We start from the raw sequence: 17,623 nt of genomic DNA, 5'->3' as shown, positions 1-17,623 counted from the left end.
CATTGAATAAGCGTCTGAAAGAGCAAGGCCAAACCAATAAAAAAGCATGGGAGCATCGTGCATATGAATTTTGGCATAAAAGAGATGGATTACCCCAGGAAAGTGCATCACGAATGATGGAAAATCCGTTAGCGTGTCTTAAGAAGCATAAGGATTACTTTAGAGAGGTTGAAGGATTGAAAATTGCCAACCTATGCGGATCGAATGGACGAAAAGCTGTTCCACTAGCTTTACTTGGCGCAGAAGTAACGGTGTTTGATATTTCCGAGGAAAACAAAAAGTACGCTCTGGAGCTAGCTGAGAGCGCTCATACGACGATAGATTATGTCGTTACGGATATCTATGATATTGATCTCGAGAAGTATAGAGCACAATTTGACCTTCTATATTTGGAAGGCGGCATCCTGCATTATTTCGGTGATCTGCATTTATTTATGACGATTCTCCATACCATATTGAAGGAGGATGGAAGGCTCATCCTTAGTGATTTTCATCCTTTATCCAAGTGCATCGTTAGTAATGGAGAAGTTAATTATTTTGATTCGGAGTTTAGAAGCGGGGACGTTGCTTACAAAGGATGTTTCGAGGAAGAAGAACAGGCTGATTTTCCAGATGTAATGCTTAGGCTTTATACGCTCAGTGACATCATCAATGCTGCACTGTCTGCTGGCTTCCAGCTAAGAAAGTTCGATGAGCATCGTGGCTGGAACAATGAAAACCTACCATGGGAATTTACAATCGTAGCAGATAAATAGGGACTAAGAAACGAGAGGAATATTGATCGACCATGAAGATCTTTTTACAGCGTTTGCTCTGGCTAATTGTCATATGCGCGATGTTTTGGGGCATCACGGAGCTGCTTTTTTATGTCACGTACACATTTGGTTATGACATAAACCCTGTATATATTACGCTTATTACCCTTTTACTAATGGCAATATATACAGCGGTAATCTGGTTTGGATTTCGCGGCAAGCTTTGGTACGTATCTCTGCTTAGCTTGCTGCTTTGTCCAATCGCATATGTCATTATGCTACTTGCGTTTGGCAGTATGACTGCAATTGAAGGAGACGATTATTCAGTAGGCTTTTACGGAATCACTACATTTGTTTACAATGCCATGTGCTTATTGATTGGTACGCTCATCGGCAATTCTCTTCTTCTATATGATAGGACACGAAGGTAGAATGAAGATCTCTAAATCCACTTTATGCACGAAGCAATGGCCATACCCGAACATCTACGCCCTTGGAATAATGCAGTATGGGTGGTACTGACTCGACATGAATACCTTGACCGGATAGCATTGTGTTATCGCGAATTTCCGCTTCGGCATGCTGAAGGGGCCAAGGGCGATGAAGAATATCGCAACGAACAATTTTTCCATTTCGAGAAGTGGTATAGAAGCAATATCGCTCAGTCAGCCACTCGTCAAATGAGCCAGCTTCTGCCAGATAAGGCTCTGAGATCTTCCGATAACTGCAATCTAGTAGGATCGATGGATCTGACTTGCGAGCACTGCTAAAGTGATGTGTATGCTCGCTTTCGCTTTGCTGCCGCTCCATGCTCGCGTGGGCATAAGGGAGATGACAAAGCTTTCGGGCAAAGACAACCATAGGCAAGTTGGTTGCATCAAGGCTGAAAAAATAAACGCCAGGCTTATCATTTATCGTTACATACGTCCGTACATTGAGCTCAGGGAAAGAAGGAGCTGCTGGAAGTCCGCGAAACTTCACGTTATCCATATCAAAAGCAACGAGGCCAATCCAGCCCCAGCCATCATAGCTGTCTAGAGCAAGTGTGTCAGGAACAAGCTTACGGAGTGTATTTAGCTGTATCGGATAATGAATAAACAGCGCATGATTCCAGGATTGCTGCATCCCCCAAGGTAGCTTTGGAAGTGGCCAGGGACGATGACTAGCGTCCCATAGATCGTTTGTATGATCGGTTGGCATTGTCATTCACTCCTACAGTAGATTAATATGTTAAATATTATCAAATATAAAATGTTACATCAATCAATAAACCTAATGTTCATCATAAAGTAGGAAATAACCTATTCCATCTCACATAAGAAGCAGGTGATGTTTTGTTTTCGAGGCTTATTAATCGATTACCGCGTGATTGGCTAGTGTATATGTATAAGCATATGCCATTTGATAAATTAAAAAACTGGATTGTATATCGTGCGCAGCATAAATTTCTAGTCTCTGTTCTTGGCGTAATTACGAATGAAGCAGGTCAGGTGCTGCTGCTAAAGCATGTTTATCGAGATGAGCCCTGGGGAGTGCCAGGCGGCTGGATGGAGCTGGAGAAGCCTGAGCAGGCACTGGCAAGAGAGGTATATGAAGAAACGAAGCTAACCGTTGAAATCACAGGACTTGCTAAGGCGATATACGGCGAGAAGCCTGTAAGAGTAGATTTAGTATTTAGAGGAAAAATTGTCGGAGGTACGTTTGCTCCTAGCTCTGAAATATCAGAGATTATGTACTGTGATGTTGATCGCTGGCCAGAAGGCATGCCAGATGTGCAAAAGAAGCTGATCAACGATGTGCTCTCTAATGAAAATAGATAATAACGGTGTTGAGGAGGGATAAGATGAGGCTCGCAAAAAGCTTTATTCTCGTTGTCGTTAATTTAGTTGCCCAATTGTGGACAGGGTTCGACCGAAGACCTGAATTCTACGACCAACATACACGAACGAGTACGAAGAAAGGCTATATCCTGTTTGTATCCCTGATCGTTATAGCAACGTTTGGAATCATCACTTGGCTATACAATCGAATCTACTAAGCGTTAGTACTGCTAGAGAAAAATGTGGAAATTTATGTTAACCTATATGTACGACTTGAAACTTCTAATAGATTGGGTGGATTACGATGAACAGCATCTTTAGAAATGTAATAGAAACGTTCGAGGAATTCAACGAGCTGCAGGCAGAGCTCGGACAACCAAGTAACGTTGTATCCAATAAAGTCATTCATTCATTAGAGTCAACTAGTAAGGATTTTATTAGTAATTCTCCATTTATCGTCATCGCAACGTCGGATGGCAAAGGACGCTGTGACGCATCGCCTAGAGGGGACCGTCCGGGCTTTGTACATATCATAGATGAGAAGCATCTGTTTATACCAGAGCGACCCGGCAATAGAAAAATGGACTCTATTCAAAATATATTGCAGAACCCTCATATCGGAATCATCTTCATCATACCTGGAATGGATGAGACCTTTCGAGTAAATGGAAGAGCATGCATTAGTCGTGATGAGGCGTTATTAAGTAAAACAGCAGTGAATGGGAAGCTGCCGAAGATGGGCATTGGCGTCGAGATTGAAGAATGCTACATGCATTGTGGCAAAGCATTTAAGAGATCAGGCTTATGGGATGCTGAGCAGTGGCTGCCTAAAAATGAACTGCCTTCAGCTTCTAAAATAATTGCTGCGCATGTAAGTGAAAAAATGCAGGTAACCGCTGACCAGATTGAAAAATCTCTAGAGGATACCTATAAAAATCGGTTGTACTAAACGAGCTAACCTTGCTCGTAACACTAGACTCAATGATGTAACTGGAAAAAGGAAGTGGCAACAATGTCAGTAGCAGATTATACCTATACATTGGAAGCTCGATATTCCGCGAAGTGTGAGGAGTGTTTCGGCTTATGCTGTGTCGCACTTCCATACGCAAAGTCTGCGGATTTCGCATTTGATAAGGATGGCGGGCAGCCATGTCGACATTTACAGAACGATTTTCGTTGTGGCATACATACACAGCTGCGGAGCAAAGGCTTCAAGGGCTGTACGGTGTACGAATGCTATGGTGCAGGACAAAAGGTTTCTCAGCAGCTATATAGCGGAATTGACTGGAGACATGTAGAACAACAACAAGCACAAGAGATGTTTGCAGTATTACCCGTCGTTCAACAGCTTCATGAGATGCTCTACTATTTACAGGAGTCCCTTATGCGGAAAGAAGTGTCTATACTGCATGAACAGATCGAGCAGTTGATGAGTGAAACAGAGGCATTGACGCTGCAATCACCAGCATCAATTCTTAAGCTGGACGTGAACGAGCATCGCAAAAATGTAAATGAAGTGCTCATAAAGGTAAGTGCGATCGTTCGGGCAGCACAGAATAAGACGAATCAATCTAAGCGGCAAGCTTTACAGGGGAGAGACTATATTGGTGCTAACTTAAATAAAGCATGCCTCATCGGTGCTAGCTTAAGAGGCGTTCTCCTCATTGGGGCCGATCTAACAGAAGCTGAGTTGCGCGGGGCTGATTTTATAGGGGCAGATATGCGAGATGCTAACCTACGTGGTGCTGACCTCAGCGGAGGGCTGTTTCTAACCCAAGCACAAATTAATTCCGCGCTCGGTGATAAGCGAACGAAACTGCCAGCTCATCTCGAGATGCCATCACATTGGTTAGATGCTAGGAAATCTTAATAGTAGTAGGAGAATGATCATATGCTTAGAGTAAACATACCTAAAGAAGATAAAAACATGATGATTCATAATGTACAAGCATATTTTGAACTGGAGCGCTCAGAGACGATTGGTGAGCTCGCTGCTGAACAGTTCATCGATTTTATGATGAATGAGCTCGGACCATACATGTATAATCAAGCCTTAACGGATGCTAGAGCAGTGCTGCATGAAAAAATCAATCAATTAGATGATGAACTTTACATACTAGAAAAACCGGTACAGCAACGTAGAAGATAAGTCGGAGTATAAAACTAATTATTCATTCCAGGAGGTTAGCAAGATGAGACGGAATGTGCGTTTATGGATAGAATCCGTAATAGTTTCCGCATTTCTAATCGTTATGTTTTATATATGGCAGATCGTTCAAGGCTATATGACTACGAAAAAGATGATTTCATCAGCTGTGGCGCCAAGTGTTAACACAACGGTTGATTTGCCGTCAGAGGTAGTGTTCGTGTATACAAATCAGGTAGATTGGGCGGTGCTGCTTGGCTGCTTTTTATTGTTGGCTGTTGTTTATTATGGAGTGCGAATGGTGATTAATCGTACAGGTAAATGATTCTAGAGGAGGTGGTTGCATGAACAGTATACAAGTCCTGCACTATGATGCGTTTTCTACTGAGAAGAACAAAGGAAACCCCGCAGGGGTCGTCATAGATAGCCCCCAATTAACGGAAGCGGATATGCAGCGTATTGCGAAGAAAGTGGGCTTTAATGAGACGGTGTTCGTACTGAGCTCACAGGTTGCAGATGTTAGATTGCGATATTATACACCTGGTCATGAGATCAATCTATGCGGTCATGCAACGATTGCTTCCCTATATTGTCTTAAGACGAAGGGGTTAATCGAAGCCAATACGATAACGATTGAAACAAATGTTGGCGTACTGCCCGTTACATTTGACACGATAGAAGATCAACTCGTGATTACGATGAAGCAGGATGAACCGCAGTTTCAAGCTTTTCAAGGTGATGTGGATAAGCTCGCAGCATCGCTTGGATTGTCGCTGGAGGAGATCGATCTCGCAAAACCGATTGTCTACGGAAGTACTGGCACGTGGACATTGCTCGTTCCAATTAAGAGGTTAAGCAGCTTCCCTAGAATGAAGCCTGACAATCAACGGTTTCCTGAGATATTAATAGAGAATTCTAAAGCATCCGTACATCCATTATGCTTTGAAACGATAGACAAGGCAGCGATGATGCATGCTAGGCATTTTTCATCACCTTATTCTGGGACGATTGAGGATGCTGTAACCGGAACAGCATCTGGTGTGATGGGCGCATATTATTTAACGTATATGGATACACAATCACGATCGCTACAGTGTGTCGTTGAACAAGGACAGGAAATCGGTAGAGATGGGCGAGTATTTGTAAAAGCGATTCGTAATGACCAGCCATCGATCGACGTATACATATCAGGAACAGCAGCTTATGTTGGGCAGATTACGATAGATTAGATGCTTATCATGTTGAAAGGAGTGATGTGGTATGAAAAATTGGGCGATGCGTGATAGAAAAGGTGTTCTCTATTAATACAGAGGAATAGGATGCAATCTGATTCCTCTGTAAATTCTATGCTGGAGGAATCGCTATGGGCATTAGTTTAGGAGCTGTAACGAGAAACAATTGGTTTGAGTGCACGCAGCTGGAAGTGACAAGTGAGCAAAAAGAGATGTTTCCTGCTCCAGTTGTATATTGGATTGCAGAATCGAAGGTTGTTCCTGAATATGAGCCACTTGCCGTGTATCACGATGAGGAGCTTGTAGGCTTCGCTGTATACTGCACTGCTCCAGATCATGACGGTAACTATTGGATACCTGCGTTAATGATGGATGTAAGGTTTCAACGGAAGGGCTATGGTAAGGCAGCTATGATCGAACTCATTCATTATATGAAGGAAAACTATGCATGTGACCGACTGATGATCGGTCATAGACCAAATAATGTGGTTGCCAGTAAGCTCTATCAATCTTTGGGCTTCGTCAAGGTTGGCGAGGTGGATGGAGAGGTAATTCGACTGCTCCAATAAATTCACTAGTAATTGACATTAACTAGAAATCGTACTATTATAGCTTAAACTATTTTATATTGCACGTGCACAACTTTTTATTAATTATAATTTTACTCAGAACATAACGCCCACCTAAGATTAAGAAGCTATCTAGGTGGGCGTTTGTCATATCAAAATGATCACAATAACAGTGAGCATTGTCACCACATTTAGGGGGGGATAGATATGTTTAGCTATCGAATTGATGATGAGCTGCAATTAACGCTATTAGAACTTCGGCATGCACAGGAGCTGTTTGAGCTAACTGATCGTAATCGAACCTATCTAAGACAATGGCTACCGTGGGTTGATGGAACAACAACGGTGGATCATACGACATGGTTTATTGAATCAACGATGCAGCAATTTGCTAGCAATAACGGATTTCAAACGGCTATTACGTATCAAGGACGCATTGTTGGCTGCATTGGACTGAATGGGATCGCTTGGGGTATCAGAAAAACGGCGATCGGATATTGGCTCGCTGCCGATTATCAAGGGAAAGGCATGATGACACGTTCATGCCGAGCCTTAGTCAATTATGCATTTAATGAGCTGAAGCTAAATCGAGTTGAGATCCGTGCAGCTGAGTTTAATAAGAAGAGCCGAGCCATTCCAGAGAAACTAGGCTTTGTACAGGAAGGCATCGTCAGGCAAGAGGGATGGCAATACGATCATTTTATTGATCTTGTCATATATGGCATGCTGGCAGAGGATTGGAACGTAGTGAAATAGCAGTGAAGTGAGATCGATGCAGTGATTGTCGTAGGATCATCCTTACAGGGGGCTGAATGTGATGCAGCAAATAAATATCGTAGAGGTTTCACTGGATGAGAAGTTTATTCTTAGTCAGTTAATAGAGCTATATGAATATGATTTCAGCGAATTTAATGACCGTGATGTGAATCCATTTGGGCGATATGGCTATAAGTATTTAGATCATTATTGGACAGACGAGGGCCGGCACCCATATTTCATTATCGTTAATGAGCAATACGCAGGTTTTGTTCTCATTAACACATATTGCTATCTTCAAACGAGCGCTGATGCAAAAGCGGTGGCAGAATTTTTTATTATGCGTAAATATCGAGGAAAAGGAATCGGTAAAGTCGCTGCCAAACGTATCTTCGATCGATTTCCTGGAGATTGGGAAGTGCTTCAGCACGGGAACAATGAGCCATCCAAGATATTTTGGAGCAAGGTGATCTCTGAATATACAGATGGAAAATATAGCTTGCTCGATGTGGAGACAGAAGCATGGAAGGGCCAAGGATTTGTGTTCAACAATGTACAAAATTAATAATGAGGTGCTAGGATGAGCTTTGAGATTCGTAGAATCCGGCTACCCGATGACTACACTCCAATTGCAGCATTATTAAATCATATATTATCGGAGCCGACGAAAGCAGAGTATTTGGCGGAGGAAGATTCAAAAATCCCTTCTCCAGGTAAATTATCAAAGGATGAGCTTGGACGATTGACTGGCTTCGATCGCTACCGCGTTGTTGCCGTGAATGAAGAAGGGGATTTGCTAGGCTACGCTATTTCTTGGAGAGCGCCATGGACAGCACCGGGGGAGCTGAATCATATGCTTATCGTTGATCCAAGAATGCGCAACCAAGGAATCGGAAGTAAGTTATATGAAGCGATAGAGCATTGGGCGAAAAGTGCTGGTGCAAGTAAACTTAATTTTGAAGTACCCGACAATGCACCAGAATCCATACAATTTGCCAAGCACAGAGGCTTTGAGATTCAAAGACATTACTTTGAATCGGTACTGGATTTATCACAGTATGATCAGCCTATACTCGTTCACTTGAATGAGGCAATCATCATAACCCCTTATTCTGAAGTATCGTCGCCAGACATTGATCAGAAGCTGTATGAGCTTTATCGCGAAACTAGCTTCGATATTCCAGGCTTTAGCGGTGATTATTTTGACTACGCGGAATGGAGAAAATGGACTCTCGACTTACCCGGCTCTAAGCCTGAATATGTGCTGCTGGCGATGGATGAGGAGAAACCTGTCGGGGTGACGCAGCTACTATACAATGAATCAACGCAGAGTATGTATTTTGAATATACAGGTGTAAGAAAGGCTTACCGTGGCAAAGGTATTGGATTAGCTTTGAAAGCGAAAAGTATTGAGCTAGCACAGAAATTACAAGTGAAGGTTATGAGGACGAATAACGATTCGCTTAATGCCCCCATGCTGCGTATCAATCGGGACAAAATGGGATTTGAACATGTTCCGGGCGACTATCATATAGTTAAAACACTTAGTTTTCAACATGCAAGGTAAGGTCAAACTGAGTTAAACATTTTACTGTGCACCTTATATGAGTGCAATAACATTGGAGTAGGTGAACAACGATGAAGCTATACATTGGACAACCGACATTAGAAAAGACCATTACGCAGCTTGAGCAAGCCATGAGAAATTATACAGATATTGATGTCATAATCTACCCTGAAGGCTACCTTAATGAAAATATCGAAGGTGCTCAAGAGCTTGCAAAAGCCTATAGCACCTCGATCATTACAGGATATAGAAAGCCTAAGGACTGGGCGATTATCATCAATGACGTAGGGGAAATCATACTTAATCGAGCAAAATATGAAGCGTCTCCTGTCGTACAAATAAATAATTACAATATCGGGTTTATGCTCTGTGACGAGCTAGTTCTGCAAGGGACAAGTAAAATTACAGGAACAGCTCCTGATCTCATTATTCACCCGATTGGTGTAGGTATGTTTAGTGATGAGCAGTTCGATGAGTGGCTGACTGAAGCGAAAAGACTGGCGATTGAGAGTAAGGCCGTAATCATTGGTGCAAGTCACGCAGATGGTTCATATCGAAATTGTGGTATATCGATTCCTATTGCGTATGGCATCGCACAGGATGGCAGCGAAATATTTGTGTCTAGGAATGATATTCGTTCCATTCTATATGATACGAGCACACAGCAGGTTGTGTATGTGGAATAAATAATACGAAGCGGGAGTAAATAAGGATAGGGGAGAAGCTTATGATACTTGAATTAGCCATATTGAACATTAAGCAAGGGCTGTGCGATTCATTCGAGCAATCGTTCCAAAAAGCATCTACGATCATCTCGAGCATGGATGGGTATATTGAGCATCAGCTGCAGAAATGTGTAGAGACACCTAATCAATATTTATTATTAGTAAAGTGGGAATCGATTGAAGCACATGAGATCGGCTTTAGACAGTCAGATCAATATCAGGAATGGAAGCAACTTCTACACCACTACTATGATCCATTTCCAGTTGTCGAGCATTATACGAGCATATACTCACAAACAGCTAATCGAGGTGGGGAGGTGTAGAGGTGCGTTTCGATTTCTATAGAATGATGGGCGTTATATACCCTGTTATCGTTGTTGGTCTTATGATACTTTTTCTAGTCAGCTTCTACCTTTTTATTAATAGGCTAATAACTAGTAGACGTAACACAGTGAGCTCCCTGCAAAATATAGAGCATAAACTGGATCTTATACTAAGTCAATTAAGCAAGGAAGAAGGAGCTGTGGAATTTAAAACGAGCAATAGGAAGGGAGTAGGGGAATGATTAAGCTGAATGAGCTTTCTTATCTCATCATAAGAGTGCTGGCGATTGTATTCTTTTTATTTGGATTGAATCATCTGATGAATTTACTAGAGTTTTCTATCCCATCCTATATGAGCATTGTTGATTATCTCTCATTTTTTGAAGCATTTTTAATGGTTGGTATACCGGCATGTATTCTCATTATCGTGAGCATCGTTATGTGGTTGCTAGCTGGAAGAATATCATCCCTTCTATTACCTAAAGTGGCTCCAGCTGAGCAAGAACTGAATATCGTCCATGTTAAGTATCTGGAGGGCTATATTTTAGCAGTGGTTGGATTGCTGCTAGCCGTATTTTCATTTACTGCTATGCTTAGATTAGTGTTGACGTATTTCGTTATTCCAACTGAGCAGGGCTTCGCATTTACGAATCAAGTCCAGCTGTATTCAATTGTCGAGCAGGGCTTGCGCTTCATCATTGGAATCGTGCTATTCGTTAAAGCGGAAGGATTCGCCCGCCTGCTTAGGAAGATTAGAAGTGTTGGCTTAAAGGAGCAGTCTTAGGCGAGATATGAATAAAATATTTGTGAAAATAGCTGTTGCATTACTAGGATTTTATACATTATTGTTAAGCTACTGGATGCTAATTGGGTTTGGGAGAAGGTCCACCTCCAATCACTATATGATTAATCTCAGGCCATTTGAGACGATCTCTCATTTTATGCAGTTTGATCGCTTTAATACATCGATATGGGTTGTGAATCTTATTGGCAATATCGCTGTGTTTGTACCTTTTGGCGTGCTGCTCCCCATTGTATTCGGTAAACGAATCGGTAAAACGTACTTTGTTTTCTTTGTTGGTCTGCTTATATTAGAAGGCTTGCAGCTCGTTTCGAGAAGAGGAAGCTTTGACATCGATGACTTTATATTAAATTCAGTAGGTTTCTTTTTTGGATACGGAATTTTTAGACTGTTATATTTAATAAAGATGAACATGAAACGCCCATCTAGATCTGATATTTAGAGAGGCGTTTTTTTGTGAAAGGGAGGCGGACATGAAGGAACTGAAGGGTATTATATTTGATTTGGATAATACGCTCTTGGATCGTACGAAGACGTTTGGTCAATTTACAACGAAGTTTTTACAGCAGTATTTTAGTCATATGGAAGAGAAACAAGAACTGTATGATATGATCATCGACCTTGATCAGGACGGGTATAAGGATAAGAAAGAACTGTTCGCGCAGCTAATCGATGAATTCCCGTGGAAGGAAAGACCGACAGTACAGGATTTGATGGCTTTCTATGAATCGGAATATGTTAGCAGCGCAGTAGCGATGGCTCATGCTCATGAGGTGCTGTCTTCTTTAAAAGAAAAGTATAAGATCGCACTCATTACCAATGGCAGAACGATGATACAATACGGTAAAATTGATCGACTCAGCATGAGAGATCAGTTCGATGCGATCCTCGTGTCGGAGGAAGCAAAGGTTAAAAAGCCGGATTCACTCATATTCCGCATGGCATTAGAGAGATTACAGCTGCAACCTGAGCATTGTATCTATATCGGTGATCATCCAGTGAATGATGTGCAAGGTGCTGCAGCGATAGGAATGAATACAATATGGATCAAGGTGAATCAACCTTGGAATGAGCAAGTGAAGGTGAAGCCGATACATACGATTACAAGGCTTGATGAGCTGCTTACCATTCTATAAAACAATAGGAGGTATCCTGATGAAACAAAGAGTAAAATTTTACTACAGATTGTTTATGAAGCAACCACTATGGTTTAAGGTTCTAATCCCTTTAACGTTCATCGCTTCACTATTGTTCAGCAGCTCACTCTTCTCCTATAACTCTAACTATGATAGCCTCGCAAAACTATCAGCAGCTTTATTCTTTTTAGTTTTTGGCTTGAAGCTAAGAAGAAATGTGAAAGTATCGGCTGTATTTTTCGTACTCGGAATAGTATGTTTAGCATTATCATGGAGCAGCTTTGATTCCAGCATAATTTAGAGCCTGAATTTATTAATGGATTAGCTAAGTCAATGAATAATTAACTCGGCTAACTACATGACATCATTAAATCAAGGAGTGAATAAAGTTGAGTCAAACTCTGACATTACATGGGTATCATGTTTGGGCGAATGAGCTTGTTTTTGAGCATCTTAAGAAGCTGCCTGGTGACATATGGAGTCAAGCATTAAATAGTGTATTCCCTTCCATTCAAGCAACGATGTCACATATTTATGCTATGGATGCGATGTGGCTTAATGTGATGCAAGGTGGAACGTTCGAAGAAGCTAGGACTGTAGTCGTCGAACAGCTGAGCCAATCTTCAAACTTAACGATTCAGCATATGGAGGAGCGATATTCGCTGCTTGCAACTGACTACCGCCGTTTTATTTCCTCATTAGACACAGACACAAGCATTGCGATTTCACATCCTGCCTTTGGAACTGTTTCAACAGCAATGACTGATTTAGTCCAGCATGTTGTCAATCATGGTACCTATCACCGAGGTAATATTACAGCGATGCTTCATCAATGTGGGCAGAAAGGTGTTCCGACCGATTATATGTTTTACTTGTTTTCTCTATCTAAATCTTAGAAATATATTATTACCTTATTAAATATTGAATATTTCCATTACCAAATTTTATGGTAAACTAGTATAGGTAGTAAAATACCATATACATATATAACATAATTACATAAAGTGAGACAGCTCGGACGTCTACCTATGATTGCTATTATCTAGGTAGACGTTTATTTTTGGGAATATTAACTGTAAAAAACTGCCTAATTTAACGAAGGAATAAGGGGGAGTAGCAGTTGCCGATGAATACATCGCTCGCAGCAATCATCGAGAAAGCAGAGATTGACTATATGCTCGATAGAATGCAAGCGATCAAGGAACGTGATGGAAACCCTGAAGGAATTGAGATCCGACGTTTTCATGACGCCATTGCGTTTTACAGCCGAACGATGCCGTGGGGCTTGTTCAATAATGTAAAGGGAACGATTCAAGAAGAAGATGTTGAGGCTATTATTGGGTTTTATGAGGAAAGAAGCAGACCGTTCGAGCTTCAATTCATTCCAAGCAAGGCGAATAAAGCTGTTTTTAGGCTGCTGCATGATCGGTCCTTCTATCAAGCGGGATTCCATACTTCAATGTATCGCGAACTGCTTCATGAGATCGAGCTATCTAACAATAAGCAGCTACTCGTGCGTGAGCTGCACGAGGACGAATTTGAATTATATGCCCAAATTCATTGCCTTGGTACAGGGCTTTCCCTAGATGGTCAATCCTCTGTTGCCAGCAACAATCGTGTACTGCATGGCCGTAAAGGCTGGCGATATTATATTGGTTTCTATAATGAAGAGCCGGCGGCCGTCGCTGTTATGCATATGAAGGATCAGGTGGCCTCGTTAACCTTTGCTGCAACATTGCCAGCATATCGACAATTGGGACTGCATACGGAGCTGCTGCTCTATCGCATGAAGGAAGCGCTTCGACGTGGCTGTAAGCTAATTGTCGGACAATGCGCTTATTGCTCCGGGAGTCACCGTAATATGGAACGAGCAGGTATGAAGCTCGCTTATACGCGATCCACTTGGACTCAAGTATAAATAAGGAGGTAATCTATGAGGAATGTACCTGTACTGCAGCATGATAGACAATTTACAGCAGATGAACCGCTGCCTCATCATTACGCCGAACGAGGCGAAGCAGATCAAATATAGCATATAAAAAAGGCAAGCCTTTCAAAACGATTGTAACTATAGATATAAGAGAGGAAAGGTAATGGCGATATTAGGTATACTTCTTGCGTTAATAACGACATATTTTTTTGGTGAATATGGTTTAGCTATCATTATTTGTATTGCATTTGGCTTAGTAATAAGTATGTACTTCAAGCAGCAGAAGCTCTATGCTGATGCTCAAAAAATTAAAATAAAGCTCGGAATTGAAGATGTACATACGATTAAGCATCAGCTTAATGAGGAAGAACGTGCAGGAGTGAGGCAAACGCAGTTGAGGCAGGATCAAGTCGAGACAGAAGAGAATTTTGATTATGAGTTAAGTATTGAAAAAGAGCTCGAGCAGTATGAGAAGCATCATAATGATCTATTAAACAAACGGCCTCATCGATCGGATAAATATAAATAGCTCAGGAGGAACCTAACGATGGTAGATGTTCAGCAACATATTAAGCAAATCCAGAGTATTCCTTTGTTTCATGATGAGCCAATAAGTATTGAGCCCATTCTTAAGGGCTACTCAAATGACATGAAGTATAGGGTTACATACGAGCAGCGTCCATACCTAGTTAAGCTGTTCGAGGAGAGACAGTTCACTGCTAAGCAAGAAGAATATGACGTGCTAGGCAGCTTACGACAGCTAGGTGTGAATTGCTCAGAACCTATCGCACTAGGGGTGAATGGCTTAACAGGCACAGGTTATCTCGTATTAAGCTATGTCGAAGGTGAAGATGCGTCAGAGCTTCTTCCGCATTATTCGAACAGTGTTCAGTACCGTATAGGTCAACAAGCAGGCAGGCAATTGCGCTTGATCCATCGAATTAAGGCGCCTCCTACGATGACTTCATGGGATGAGCGAAAGCTTAATAAGCATAAACGATACTTGGAGCGCTACCAATCATTAGAGCGTAGTCTGAAACTATCCTCTGATGAACAGATAATCTCGTTTATTGAAGAGCATCTGCATCTTATGCAAGGACGACCTAACCTGCTGCAGCATGATGATTTTCATGCTAGCAATCTCATTGTAAAGAACGAGCAATTAGCGGGTGTCATTGACTTTAATCGGATGGATTGGGGCGATCCGATCCATGAGTTTCTTAAGGTAGGTTTTTTCAGTGTGCCGGTTAGTATTCCATTCTCCATCGGTCAGATTCGCGGCTATCATGGTGACCAAGAGCCCACGGAGCATTTTTGGAAGCTATATTCCCTGTATACGGCGATGAGTGTGATCGCGTCAATGGTGTGGATAACAAGTGTGAAGCCTGAGGAAAGTGAACAGATGCTTATTCGTTGTGAGCAAGTGCTTGAGGATCATCATCACTTTGCATCTGTCGTACCAAAGTGGTACGTTGACCATACAGGCTGGCTGTAATTTTCAGTAGCTTGAAGTCAGGTGTGACACAATGCCGCGCAGGTCATTATTCCAGTGAGGCAATACAATATATATTCTTCAGGCGGTGATTAGCTTGAAGGTTAAGGAGTTGTATCGCATGGACATTAAATTCAATCGAATTGGATACGTTTACGTACCGATCTCTAACATGGAAGCTTCTATTGCTTGGTATGCCAAGCACCTTAATTTTAAGCTGATGAATAAGTTTGAGGATCGTGGCTCCATGTTAGCTGTGCTGCATCATCCACATCGGCATTCGATTGCACTGCTGCTTATAGAGACAGATCAGCCCCATCGACTGGAAATTAATCGTAACGGAAAACCATTTCCGATCATGGCCATCAACTGTACCGACATTGAGCAAACACACCAGCAATTTAGAGCCGCGCAGCTTGATGTGGAAGAGCTGCATACGTTAGGAAAGGGTGAAGCTAAATATTTTTATTTCCGAGATAATGAGGGGAATCTGCTTGAGGCTGCTTGGTCGATATGGGATATGGAGGATGAGTTGAAAGATAACTTTTTCGTTAACGCTGAATAGAAGCACACAAGAAGCACAGCTGAGCATTGGAATGCCCTGGTGTGCTCTTTTTGTTGATGCTATAACCTACTAGCGATGACGCTGTATAAGTAGCTAGCGTCTCTACCCACTCCACCGATTAATGCAGACCCACGATGGGATTGCCAAGGTAAACCGAGTACATATAAGCCCTCTACTGGTGTAACTCCTTTAACGTGAAGAAGCTTGCCGGCATCATCGACTACTTGGGGAAGCTTAATCCAGCTGTAGTCGGCACGAAATCCAGTTGCCCACACAATATTTTTCACATGAAGCTTGCTTTGATCTGCAAAGACAATCTGACCATTGTGTACAGCGACTGTTTGTGGTTTTAGCTGTACAATACCACACATTAATGCTTGCTTTAATTCAGTTCCGAAAACAGGATCACCTTTACTTATTAACCATCTGCCAAACAAGCTATCTGCCGATGCCCGCAGCAAGCCAAGCCTATGAAGCCACCAGAAAATGCTTCGCTTCCCTATCTGTAGTGGGAAAAACAAGAGCTTGCGATTCGTAGATAAGGTTACCTCGCGATCCTCGCTAAGCTCGACGGCAAGCTGGGCGCCCGAGTTACCTCCGCCAACAATAAGCACGGGTCCAGGCTTTAAGTCAGAAGGGGAACGATATTGTGACGTGTGCAGCTGATAGATGTCAGGATCCACCTCAGAAGAGAAAGTAGGCAAGTAAGGCTTATGAAATGGTCCAGTTGCAACAATCACCTGCTTTGCCACCAATCGTCCTCTGCTTGTATCAAGCAGGAATTGATTGGCCTCCTTTGTTAAGGACTCGACGCCTATATCGAGCTCAATATTGAGTTGAAACTGTACCGAGTAGCGCTCCAAGTAATCGGCGATCTCATCTTTTGAGGGATATTGATGTGGTGATCCATCAAGCGGCAGACCAGGCAGCTGACTGTACCATCTAGGAGTGAACAATATTAACGAGTCATAGCGCTGTCGCCAATTGTCACCTATTCTTTTCTCTTTACCGAGTACAACATAACGAATCCCCGCCTGCTGCATATAATAAGCTGCGGCAAGACCTGCTTGGCCAGCACCGATAATAATAACATCATAAGCCTGGATCATTATTTTCACCTCTACATGGATTGTAAAACCAAACATGAACATATGCTCATATTTAGTTTATGTCGAAACATCGTTTGTGTCAACATTTACCACGTATGATGCCTTCAATATAACATGACCGTAGAGAAGGGAAGGATAGCTGGAACAGAATGACGATCCATCTCAGCTGGTGCTGTAACACAAATATGGTTTGATACATTACTGTGAGGTGTAGTGAATGGAATTATTTCTTATATTTATGTTGGTCTTTATATTCATTTCATTGCTTTCAATCGAACGTTTACTGAAAAAAAAGCTTGATCAGTCAAAAGCACTAGAGGAAGCGATAAATAAACTCATCGAAATTACGAAAAACAAACCGTAGTACAAATGATCAACTATATTTTTTCTTTATAAAAATGTAAAAACTTGGTTAAAATGTTGCGTAATCACCTAATGAAATGCATGATATGACAAAAAAAGAGTATTTGATTATATTTTTGTCAATTTATGATGATTTGATGTTAAAATAGGTCTAAAGGATTGCGCTTATTGTCCTACCTCGAATGCGGATAACAAACAGTCCGATAAGTGTGTGCAATCTATAAATAATTACTACCTCCCCTCGATAAACTATGCTTAAGCATAGCTCGCCCTTGACTCCACGTACCCTCACTAGTTTTTTGTGAAAAAGAAGAGCTGCAGCAATTCCCACAT

General features: G+C 41.8%; 28 protein-coding genes. 26 read left to right on the top strand and 2 right to left on the bottom strand.

Features of this window, described 5'->3' with window-relative positions; genetic code table 11:
• Positions 1–2 precede the first annotated feature (2 nt).
• Together NSQ99_RS19265 and NSQ99_RS19260 are read left to right on the top strand one after the other, a co-directional pair.
• Positions 3–755, top strand: a complete 753-nt coding sequence (locus NSQ99_RS19265) for a class I SAM-dependent methyltransferase (protein ID WP_340838540.1) — start codon at positions 3–5, stop codon at positions 753–755.
• Positions 756–787: 32 nt separating this feature from the next.
• Positions 788–1,186, top strand: a complete 399-nt coding sequence (locus NSQ99_RS19260) for a hypothetical protein (protein ID WP_340838539.1) — start codon at positions 788–790, stop codon at positions 1,184–1,186.
• A gap of 22 nt (positions 1,187–1,208) precedes the next feature.
• Here the strand turns inward: NSQ99_RS19260 and NSQ99_RS19255 are convergent, their stop codons facing one another.
• Positions 1,209–1,955: a YqjF family protein gene (locus NSQ99_RS19255; protein ID WP_251667269.1), complete on the bottom strand. Its 747-nt coding sequence runs from the start codon at positions 1,953–1,955 to the stop codon at positions 1,209–1,211.
• 134 nt (positions 1,956–2,089) lie between these two features.
• Here NSQ99_RS19255 and NSQ99_RS19250 point away from each other — a divergent pair, with 134 nt between their 5' ends.
• The 23 genes from NSQ99_RS19250 (at position 2,090) to NSQ99_RS19140 (ending at position 15,818) form a co-directional block, all read left to right on the top strand.
• Complete coding sequence (locus tag NSQ99_RS19250; RefSeq protein ID WP_251667270.1) at positions 2,090–2,575, top strand: NUDIX hydrolase; 486 nt, start codon at positions 2,090–2,092, stop codon at positions 2,573–2,575.
• A gap of 23 nt (positions 2,576–2,598) precedes the next feature.
• A complete protein-coding gene (locus tag NSQ99_RS19245) occupies positions 2,599–2,793 on the top strand; it encodes a hypothetical protein (RefSeq protein ID WP_251667271.1) in 195 nt (64 codons plus the stop codon).
• An 86-nt stretch (positions 2,794–2,879) separates the two neighbouring features.
• The gene (locus NSQ99_RS19240; protein ID WP_251667272.1) at positions 2,880–3,524 is read left to right on the top strand and encodes a pyridoxamine 5'-phosphate oxidase family protein; all 645 of its coding nucleotides are present in this window, start codon (positions 2,880–2,882) and stop codon (positions 3,522–3,524) included.
• Between the two features lie 63 nt (positions 3,525–3,587).
• A complete protein-coding gene (locus tag NSQ99_RS19235; protein WP_340838538.1) occupies positions 3,588–4,445 on the top strand; it encodes a pentapeptide repeat-containing protein in 858 nt (285 codons plus the stop codon).
• Between the two features lie 21 nt (positions 4,446–4,466).
• Positions 4,467–4,724 (top strand): DUF2164 domain-containing protein, encoded by a 258-nt coding sequence (locus NSQ99_RS19230; protein ID WP_340838537.1) that lies wholly within the window; start codon positions 4,467–4,469, stop codon positions 4,722–4,724.
• A gap of 43 nt (positions 4,725–4,767) precedes the next feature.
• The gene (locus tag NSQ99_RS19225; protein ID WP_340838536.1) at positions 4,768–5,046 is read left to right on the top strand and encodes a hypothetical protein; all 279 of its coding nucleotides are present in this window, start codon (positions 4,768–4,770) and stop codon (positions 5,044–5,046) included.
• Positions 5,047–5,065: 19 nt separating this feature from the next.
• Positions 5,066–5,950, top strand: a complete 885-nt coding sequence (locus NSQ99_RS19220) for a PhzF family phenazine biosynthesis protein (protein ID WP_340838535.1) — start codon at positions 5,066–5,068, stop codon at positions 5,948–5,950.
• 134 nt (positions 5,951–6,084) lie between these two features.
• Positions 6,085–6,522 carry a GNAT family N-acetyltransferase gene (locus NSQ99_RS19215; protein WP_340838534.1) on the top strand — a complete coding sequence of 146 codons (438 nt, stop codon included), beginning with the start codon at positions 6,085–6,087 and terminating at the stop codon, positions 6,520–6,522.
• A 207-nt stretch (positions 6,523–6,729) separates the two neighbouring features.
• On the top strand, positions 6,730–7,278 hold the full coding sequence (locus NSQ99_RS19210) for a GNAT family N-acetyltransferase (RefSeq protein WP_340838533.1): 549 nt from the start codon (positions 6,730–6,732) through the stop codon (positions 7,276–7,278).
• A 61-nt stretch (positions 7,279–7,339) separates the two neighbouring features.
• A complete protein-coding gene (locus NSQ99_RS19205; protein ID WP_340838531.1) occupies positions 7,340–7,843 on the top strand; it encodes a GNAT family N-acetyltransferase in 504 nt (167 codons plus the stop codon).
• A gap of 15 nt (positions 7,844–7,858) precedes the next feature.
• Positions 7,859–8,845, top strand: a complete 987-nt coding sequence (locus NSQ99_RS19200) for a GNAT family N-acetyltransferase (protein WP_340838530.1) — start codon at positions 7,859–7,861, stop codon at positions 8,843–8,845.
• Positions 8,846–8,916: 71 nt separating this feature from the next.
• The gene (locus tag NSQ99_RS19195) at positions 8,917–9,531 is read left to right on the top strand and encodes a hypothetical protein (RefSeq protein ID WP_340838529.1); all 615 of its coding nucleotides are present in this window, start codon (positions 8,917–8,919) and stop codon (positions 9,529–9,531) included.
• 41 nt (positions 9,532–9,572) lie between these two features.
• The gene (locus NSQ99_RS19190) at positions 9,573–9,893 is read left to right on the top strand and encodes an antibiotic biosynthesis monooxygenase family protein (protein WP_251667286.1); all 321 of its coding nucleotides are present in this window, start codon (positions 9,573–9,575) and stop codon (positions 9,891–9,893) included.
• Between the two features lie 23 nt (positions 9,894–9,916).
• On the top strand, positions 9,917–10,135 hold the full coding sequence (locus tag NSQ99_RS19185) for a DUF4083 family protein (protein WP_340838527.1): 219 nt from the start codon (positions 9,917–9,919) through the stop codon (positions 10,133–10,135).
• Positions 10,132–10,677: a hypothetical protein gene (locus tag NSQ99_RS19180; RefSeq protein WP_340838526.1), complete on the top strand. Its 546-nt coding sequence runs from the start codon at positions 10,132–10,134 to the stop codon at positions 10,675–10,677. Before NSQ99_RS19185 ends, NSQ99_RS19180 begins: the two co-directional genes overlap by 4 nt.
• A 7-nt stretch (positions 10,678–10,684) precedes the next feature.
• Entirely contained in the window at positions 10,685–11,137 is a 453-nt protein-coding gene (locus NSQ99_RS19175; RefSeq protein WP_340838525.1) for a VanZ family protein, read from the top strand.
• Positions 11,138–11,168: 31 nt separating this feature from the next.
• Complete coding sequence (locus NSQ99_RS19170; protein ID WP_340838524.1) at positions 11,169–11,831, top strand: HAD family hydrolase; 663 nt, start codon at positions 11,169–11,171, stop codon at positions 11,829–11,831.
• A gap of 19 nt (positions 11,832–11,850) precedes the next feature.
• Positions 11,851–12,132 (top strand): hypothetical protein, encoded by a 282-nt coding sequence (locus tag NSQ99_RS19165; protein ID WP_251667297.1) that lies wholly within the window; start codon positions 11,851–11,853, stop codon positions 12,130–12,132.
• 88 nt (positions 12,133–12,220) lie between these two features.
• Positions 12,221–12,727: a DinB family protein gene (locus NSQ99_RS19160; RefSeq protein ID WP_340838523.1), complete on the top strand. Its 507-nt coding sequence runs from the start codon at positions 12,221–12,223 to the stop codon at positions 12,725–12,727.
• Positions 12,728–12,957: 230 nt separating this feature from the next.
• Positions 12,958–13,749 (top strand): GNAT family N-acetyltransferase, encoded by a 792-nt coding sequence (locus NSQ99_RS19155; RefSeq protein ID WP_340838834.1) that lies wholly within the window; start codon positions 12,958–12,960, stop codon positions 13,747–13,749.
• A gap of 175 nt (positions 13,750–13,924) precedes the next feature.
• Positions 13,925–14,290: a hypothetical protein gene (locus NSQ99_RS19150; protein WP_340838522.1), complete on the top strand. Its 366-nt coding sequence runs from the start codon at positions 13,925–13,927 to the stop codon at positions 14,288–14,290.
• An 18-nt stretch (positions 14,291–14,308) separates the two neighbouring features.
• A complete protein-coding gene (locus NSQ99_RS19145; RefSeq protein ID WP_251667302.1) occupies positions 14,309–15,256 on the top strand; it encodes an aminoglycoside phosphotransferase family protein in 948 nt (315 codons plus the stop codon).
• Positions 15,257–15,374: 118 nt separating this feature from the next.
• On the top strand, positions 15,375–15,818 hold the full coding sequence (locus NSQ99_RS19140; protein ID WP_340838521.1) for a VOC family protein: 444 nt from the start codon (positions 15,375–15,377) through the stop codon (positions 15,816–15,818).
• A gap of 59 nt (positions 15,819–15,877) precedes the next feature.
• Here NSQ99_RS19140 and NSQ99_RS19135 read toward each other — a convergent pair whose 3' ends face one another.
• On the bottom strand, positions 15,878–16,927 hold the full coding sequence (locus NSQ99_RS19135; protein WP_251667305.1) for a flavin-containing monooxygenase: 1,050 nt from the start codon (positions 16,925–16,927) through the stop codon (positions 15,878–15,880).
• A 217-nt stretch (positions 16,928–17,144) separates the two neighbouring features.
• Here NSQ99_RS19135 and NSQ99_RS19130 point away from each other — a divergent pair, with 217 nt between their 5' ends.
• On the top strand, positions 17,145–17,291 hold the full coding sequence (locus NSQ99_RS19130) for a hypothetical protein (protein ID WP_251667307.1): 147 nt from the start codon (positions 17,145–17,147) through the stop codon (positions 17,289–17,291).
• Positions 17,292–17,623: the final 332 nt, after the last annotated feature.

The organism is Paenibacillus sp. FSL W7-1287 (genome assembly GCF_038004245.1).
Lineage (GTDB): Bacteria > Bacillota > Bacilli > Paenibacillales > Paenibacillaceae > Pristimantibacillus > Pristimantibacillus camelliae.
This window is presented reverse-complemented; position numbering and strand designations above follow the sequence as displayed.

Bases quoted from the DNA above. Each gene is read 5' to 3' on its own strand.
- NSQ99_RS19240 (WP_251667272.1), top strand. From the start codon at position 2,880: ATGAACAGCATCTTTAGAAATGTAATAGAAACGTTCGAGGAATTCAAC.
- NSQ99_RS19245 (WP_251667271.1), top strand. From the start codon at position 2,599: ATGAGGCTCGCAAAAAGCTTTATTCTCGTTGTCGTTAATTTAGTTGCC.
- NSQ99_RS19130 (WP_251667307.1), top strand. From the start codon at position 17,145: ATGGAATTATTTCTTATATTTATGTTGGTCTTTATATTCATTTCATTG.
- NSQ99_RS19145 (WP_251667302.1), top strand. From the start codon at position 14,309: ATGGTAGATGTTCAGCAACATATTAAGCAAATCCAGAGTATTCCTTTG.
- NSQ99_RS19230 (WP_340838537.1), top strand. From the start codon at position 4,467: ATGCTTAGAGTAAACATACCTAAAGAAGATAAAAACATGATGATTCAT.
- NSQ99_RS19165 (WP_251667297.1), top strand. From the start codon at position 11,851: ATGAAACAAAGAGTAAAATTTTACTACAGATTGTTTATGAAGCAACCA.
- NSQ99_RS19220 (WP_340838535.1), top strand. From the start codon at position 5,066: ATGAACAGTATACAAGTCCTGCACTATGATGCGTTTTCTACTGAGAAG.
- NSQ99_RS19215 (WP_340838534.1), top strand. From the start codon at position 6,085: ATGGGCATTAGTTTAGGAGCTGTAACGAGAAACAATTGGTTTGAGTGC.
- NSQ99_RS19180 (WP_340838526.1), top strand. From the start codon at position 10,132: ATGATTAAGCTGAATGAGCTTTCTTATCTCATCATAAGAGTGCTGGCG.
- NSQ99_RS19150 (WP_340838522.1), top strand. From the start codon at position 13,925: ATGGCGATATTAGGTATACTTCTTGCGTTAATAACGACATATTTTTTT.
- NSQ99_RS19225 (WP_340838536.1), top strand. From the start codon at position 4,768: ATGAGACGGAATGTGCGTTTATGGATAGAATCCGTAATAGTTTCCGCA.
- NSQ99_RS19200 (WP_340838530.1), top strand. From the start codon at position 7,859: ATGAGCTTTGAGATTCGTAGAATCCGGCTACCCGATGACTACACTCCA.
- NSQ99_RS19185 (WP_340838527.1), top strand. From the start codon at position 9,917: ATGATGGGCGTTATATACCCTGTTATCGTTGTTGGTCTTATGATACTT.
- NSQ99_RS19235 (WP_340838538.1), top strand. From the start codon at position 3,588: ATGTCAGTAGCAGATTATACCTATACATTGGAAGCTCGATATTCCGCG.
- NSQ99_RS19175 (WP_340838525.1), top strand. From the start codon at position 10,685: ATGAATAAAATATTTGTGAAAATAGCTGTTGCATTACTAGGATTTTAT.
- NSQ99_RS19140 (WP_340838521.1), top strand. From the start codon at position 15,375: ATGGACATTAAATTCAATCGAATTGGATACGTTTACGTACCGATCTCT.
- NSQ99_RS19205 (WP_340838531.1), top strand. From the start codon at position 7,340: ATGCAGCAAATAAATATCGTAGAGGTTTCACTGGATGAGAAGTTTATT.
- NSQ99_RS19255 (WP_251667269.1), bottom strand. From the start codon at position 1,955: ATGCCAACCGATCATACAAACGATCTATGGGACGCTAGTCATCGTCCC.
- NSQ99_RS19170 (WP_340838524.1), top strand. From the start codon at position 11,169: ATGAAGGAACTGAAGGGTATTATATTTGATTTGGATAATACGCTCTTG.
- NSQ99_RS19190 (WP_251667286.1), top strand. From the start codon at position 9,573: ATGATACTTGAATTAGCCATATTGAACATTAAGCAAGGGCTGTGCGAT.
- NSQ99_RS19210 (WP_340838533.1), top strand. From the start codon at position 6,730: ATGTTTAGCTATCGAATTGATGATGAGCTGCAATTAACGCTATTAGAA.
- NSQ99_RS19155 (WP_340838834.1), top strand. From the start codon at position 12,958: ATGAATACATCGCTCGCAGCAATCATCGAGAAAGCAGAGATTGACTAT.
- NSQ99_RS19195 (WP_340838529.1), top strand. From the start codon at position 8,917: ATGAAGCTATACATTGGACAACCGACATTAGAAAAGACCATTACGCAG.
- NSQ99_RS19260 (WP_340838539.1), top strand. From the start codon at position 788: ATGAAGATCTTTTTACAGCGTTTGCTCTGGCTAATTGTCATATGCGCG.
- NSQ99_RS19135 (WP_251667305.1), bottom strand. From the start codon at position 16,927: ATGATCCAGGCTTATGATGTTATTATTATCGGTGCTGGCCAAGCAGGT.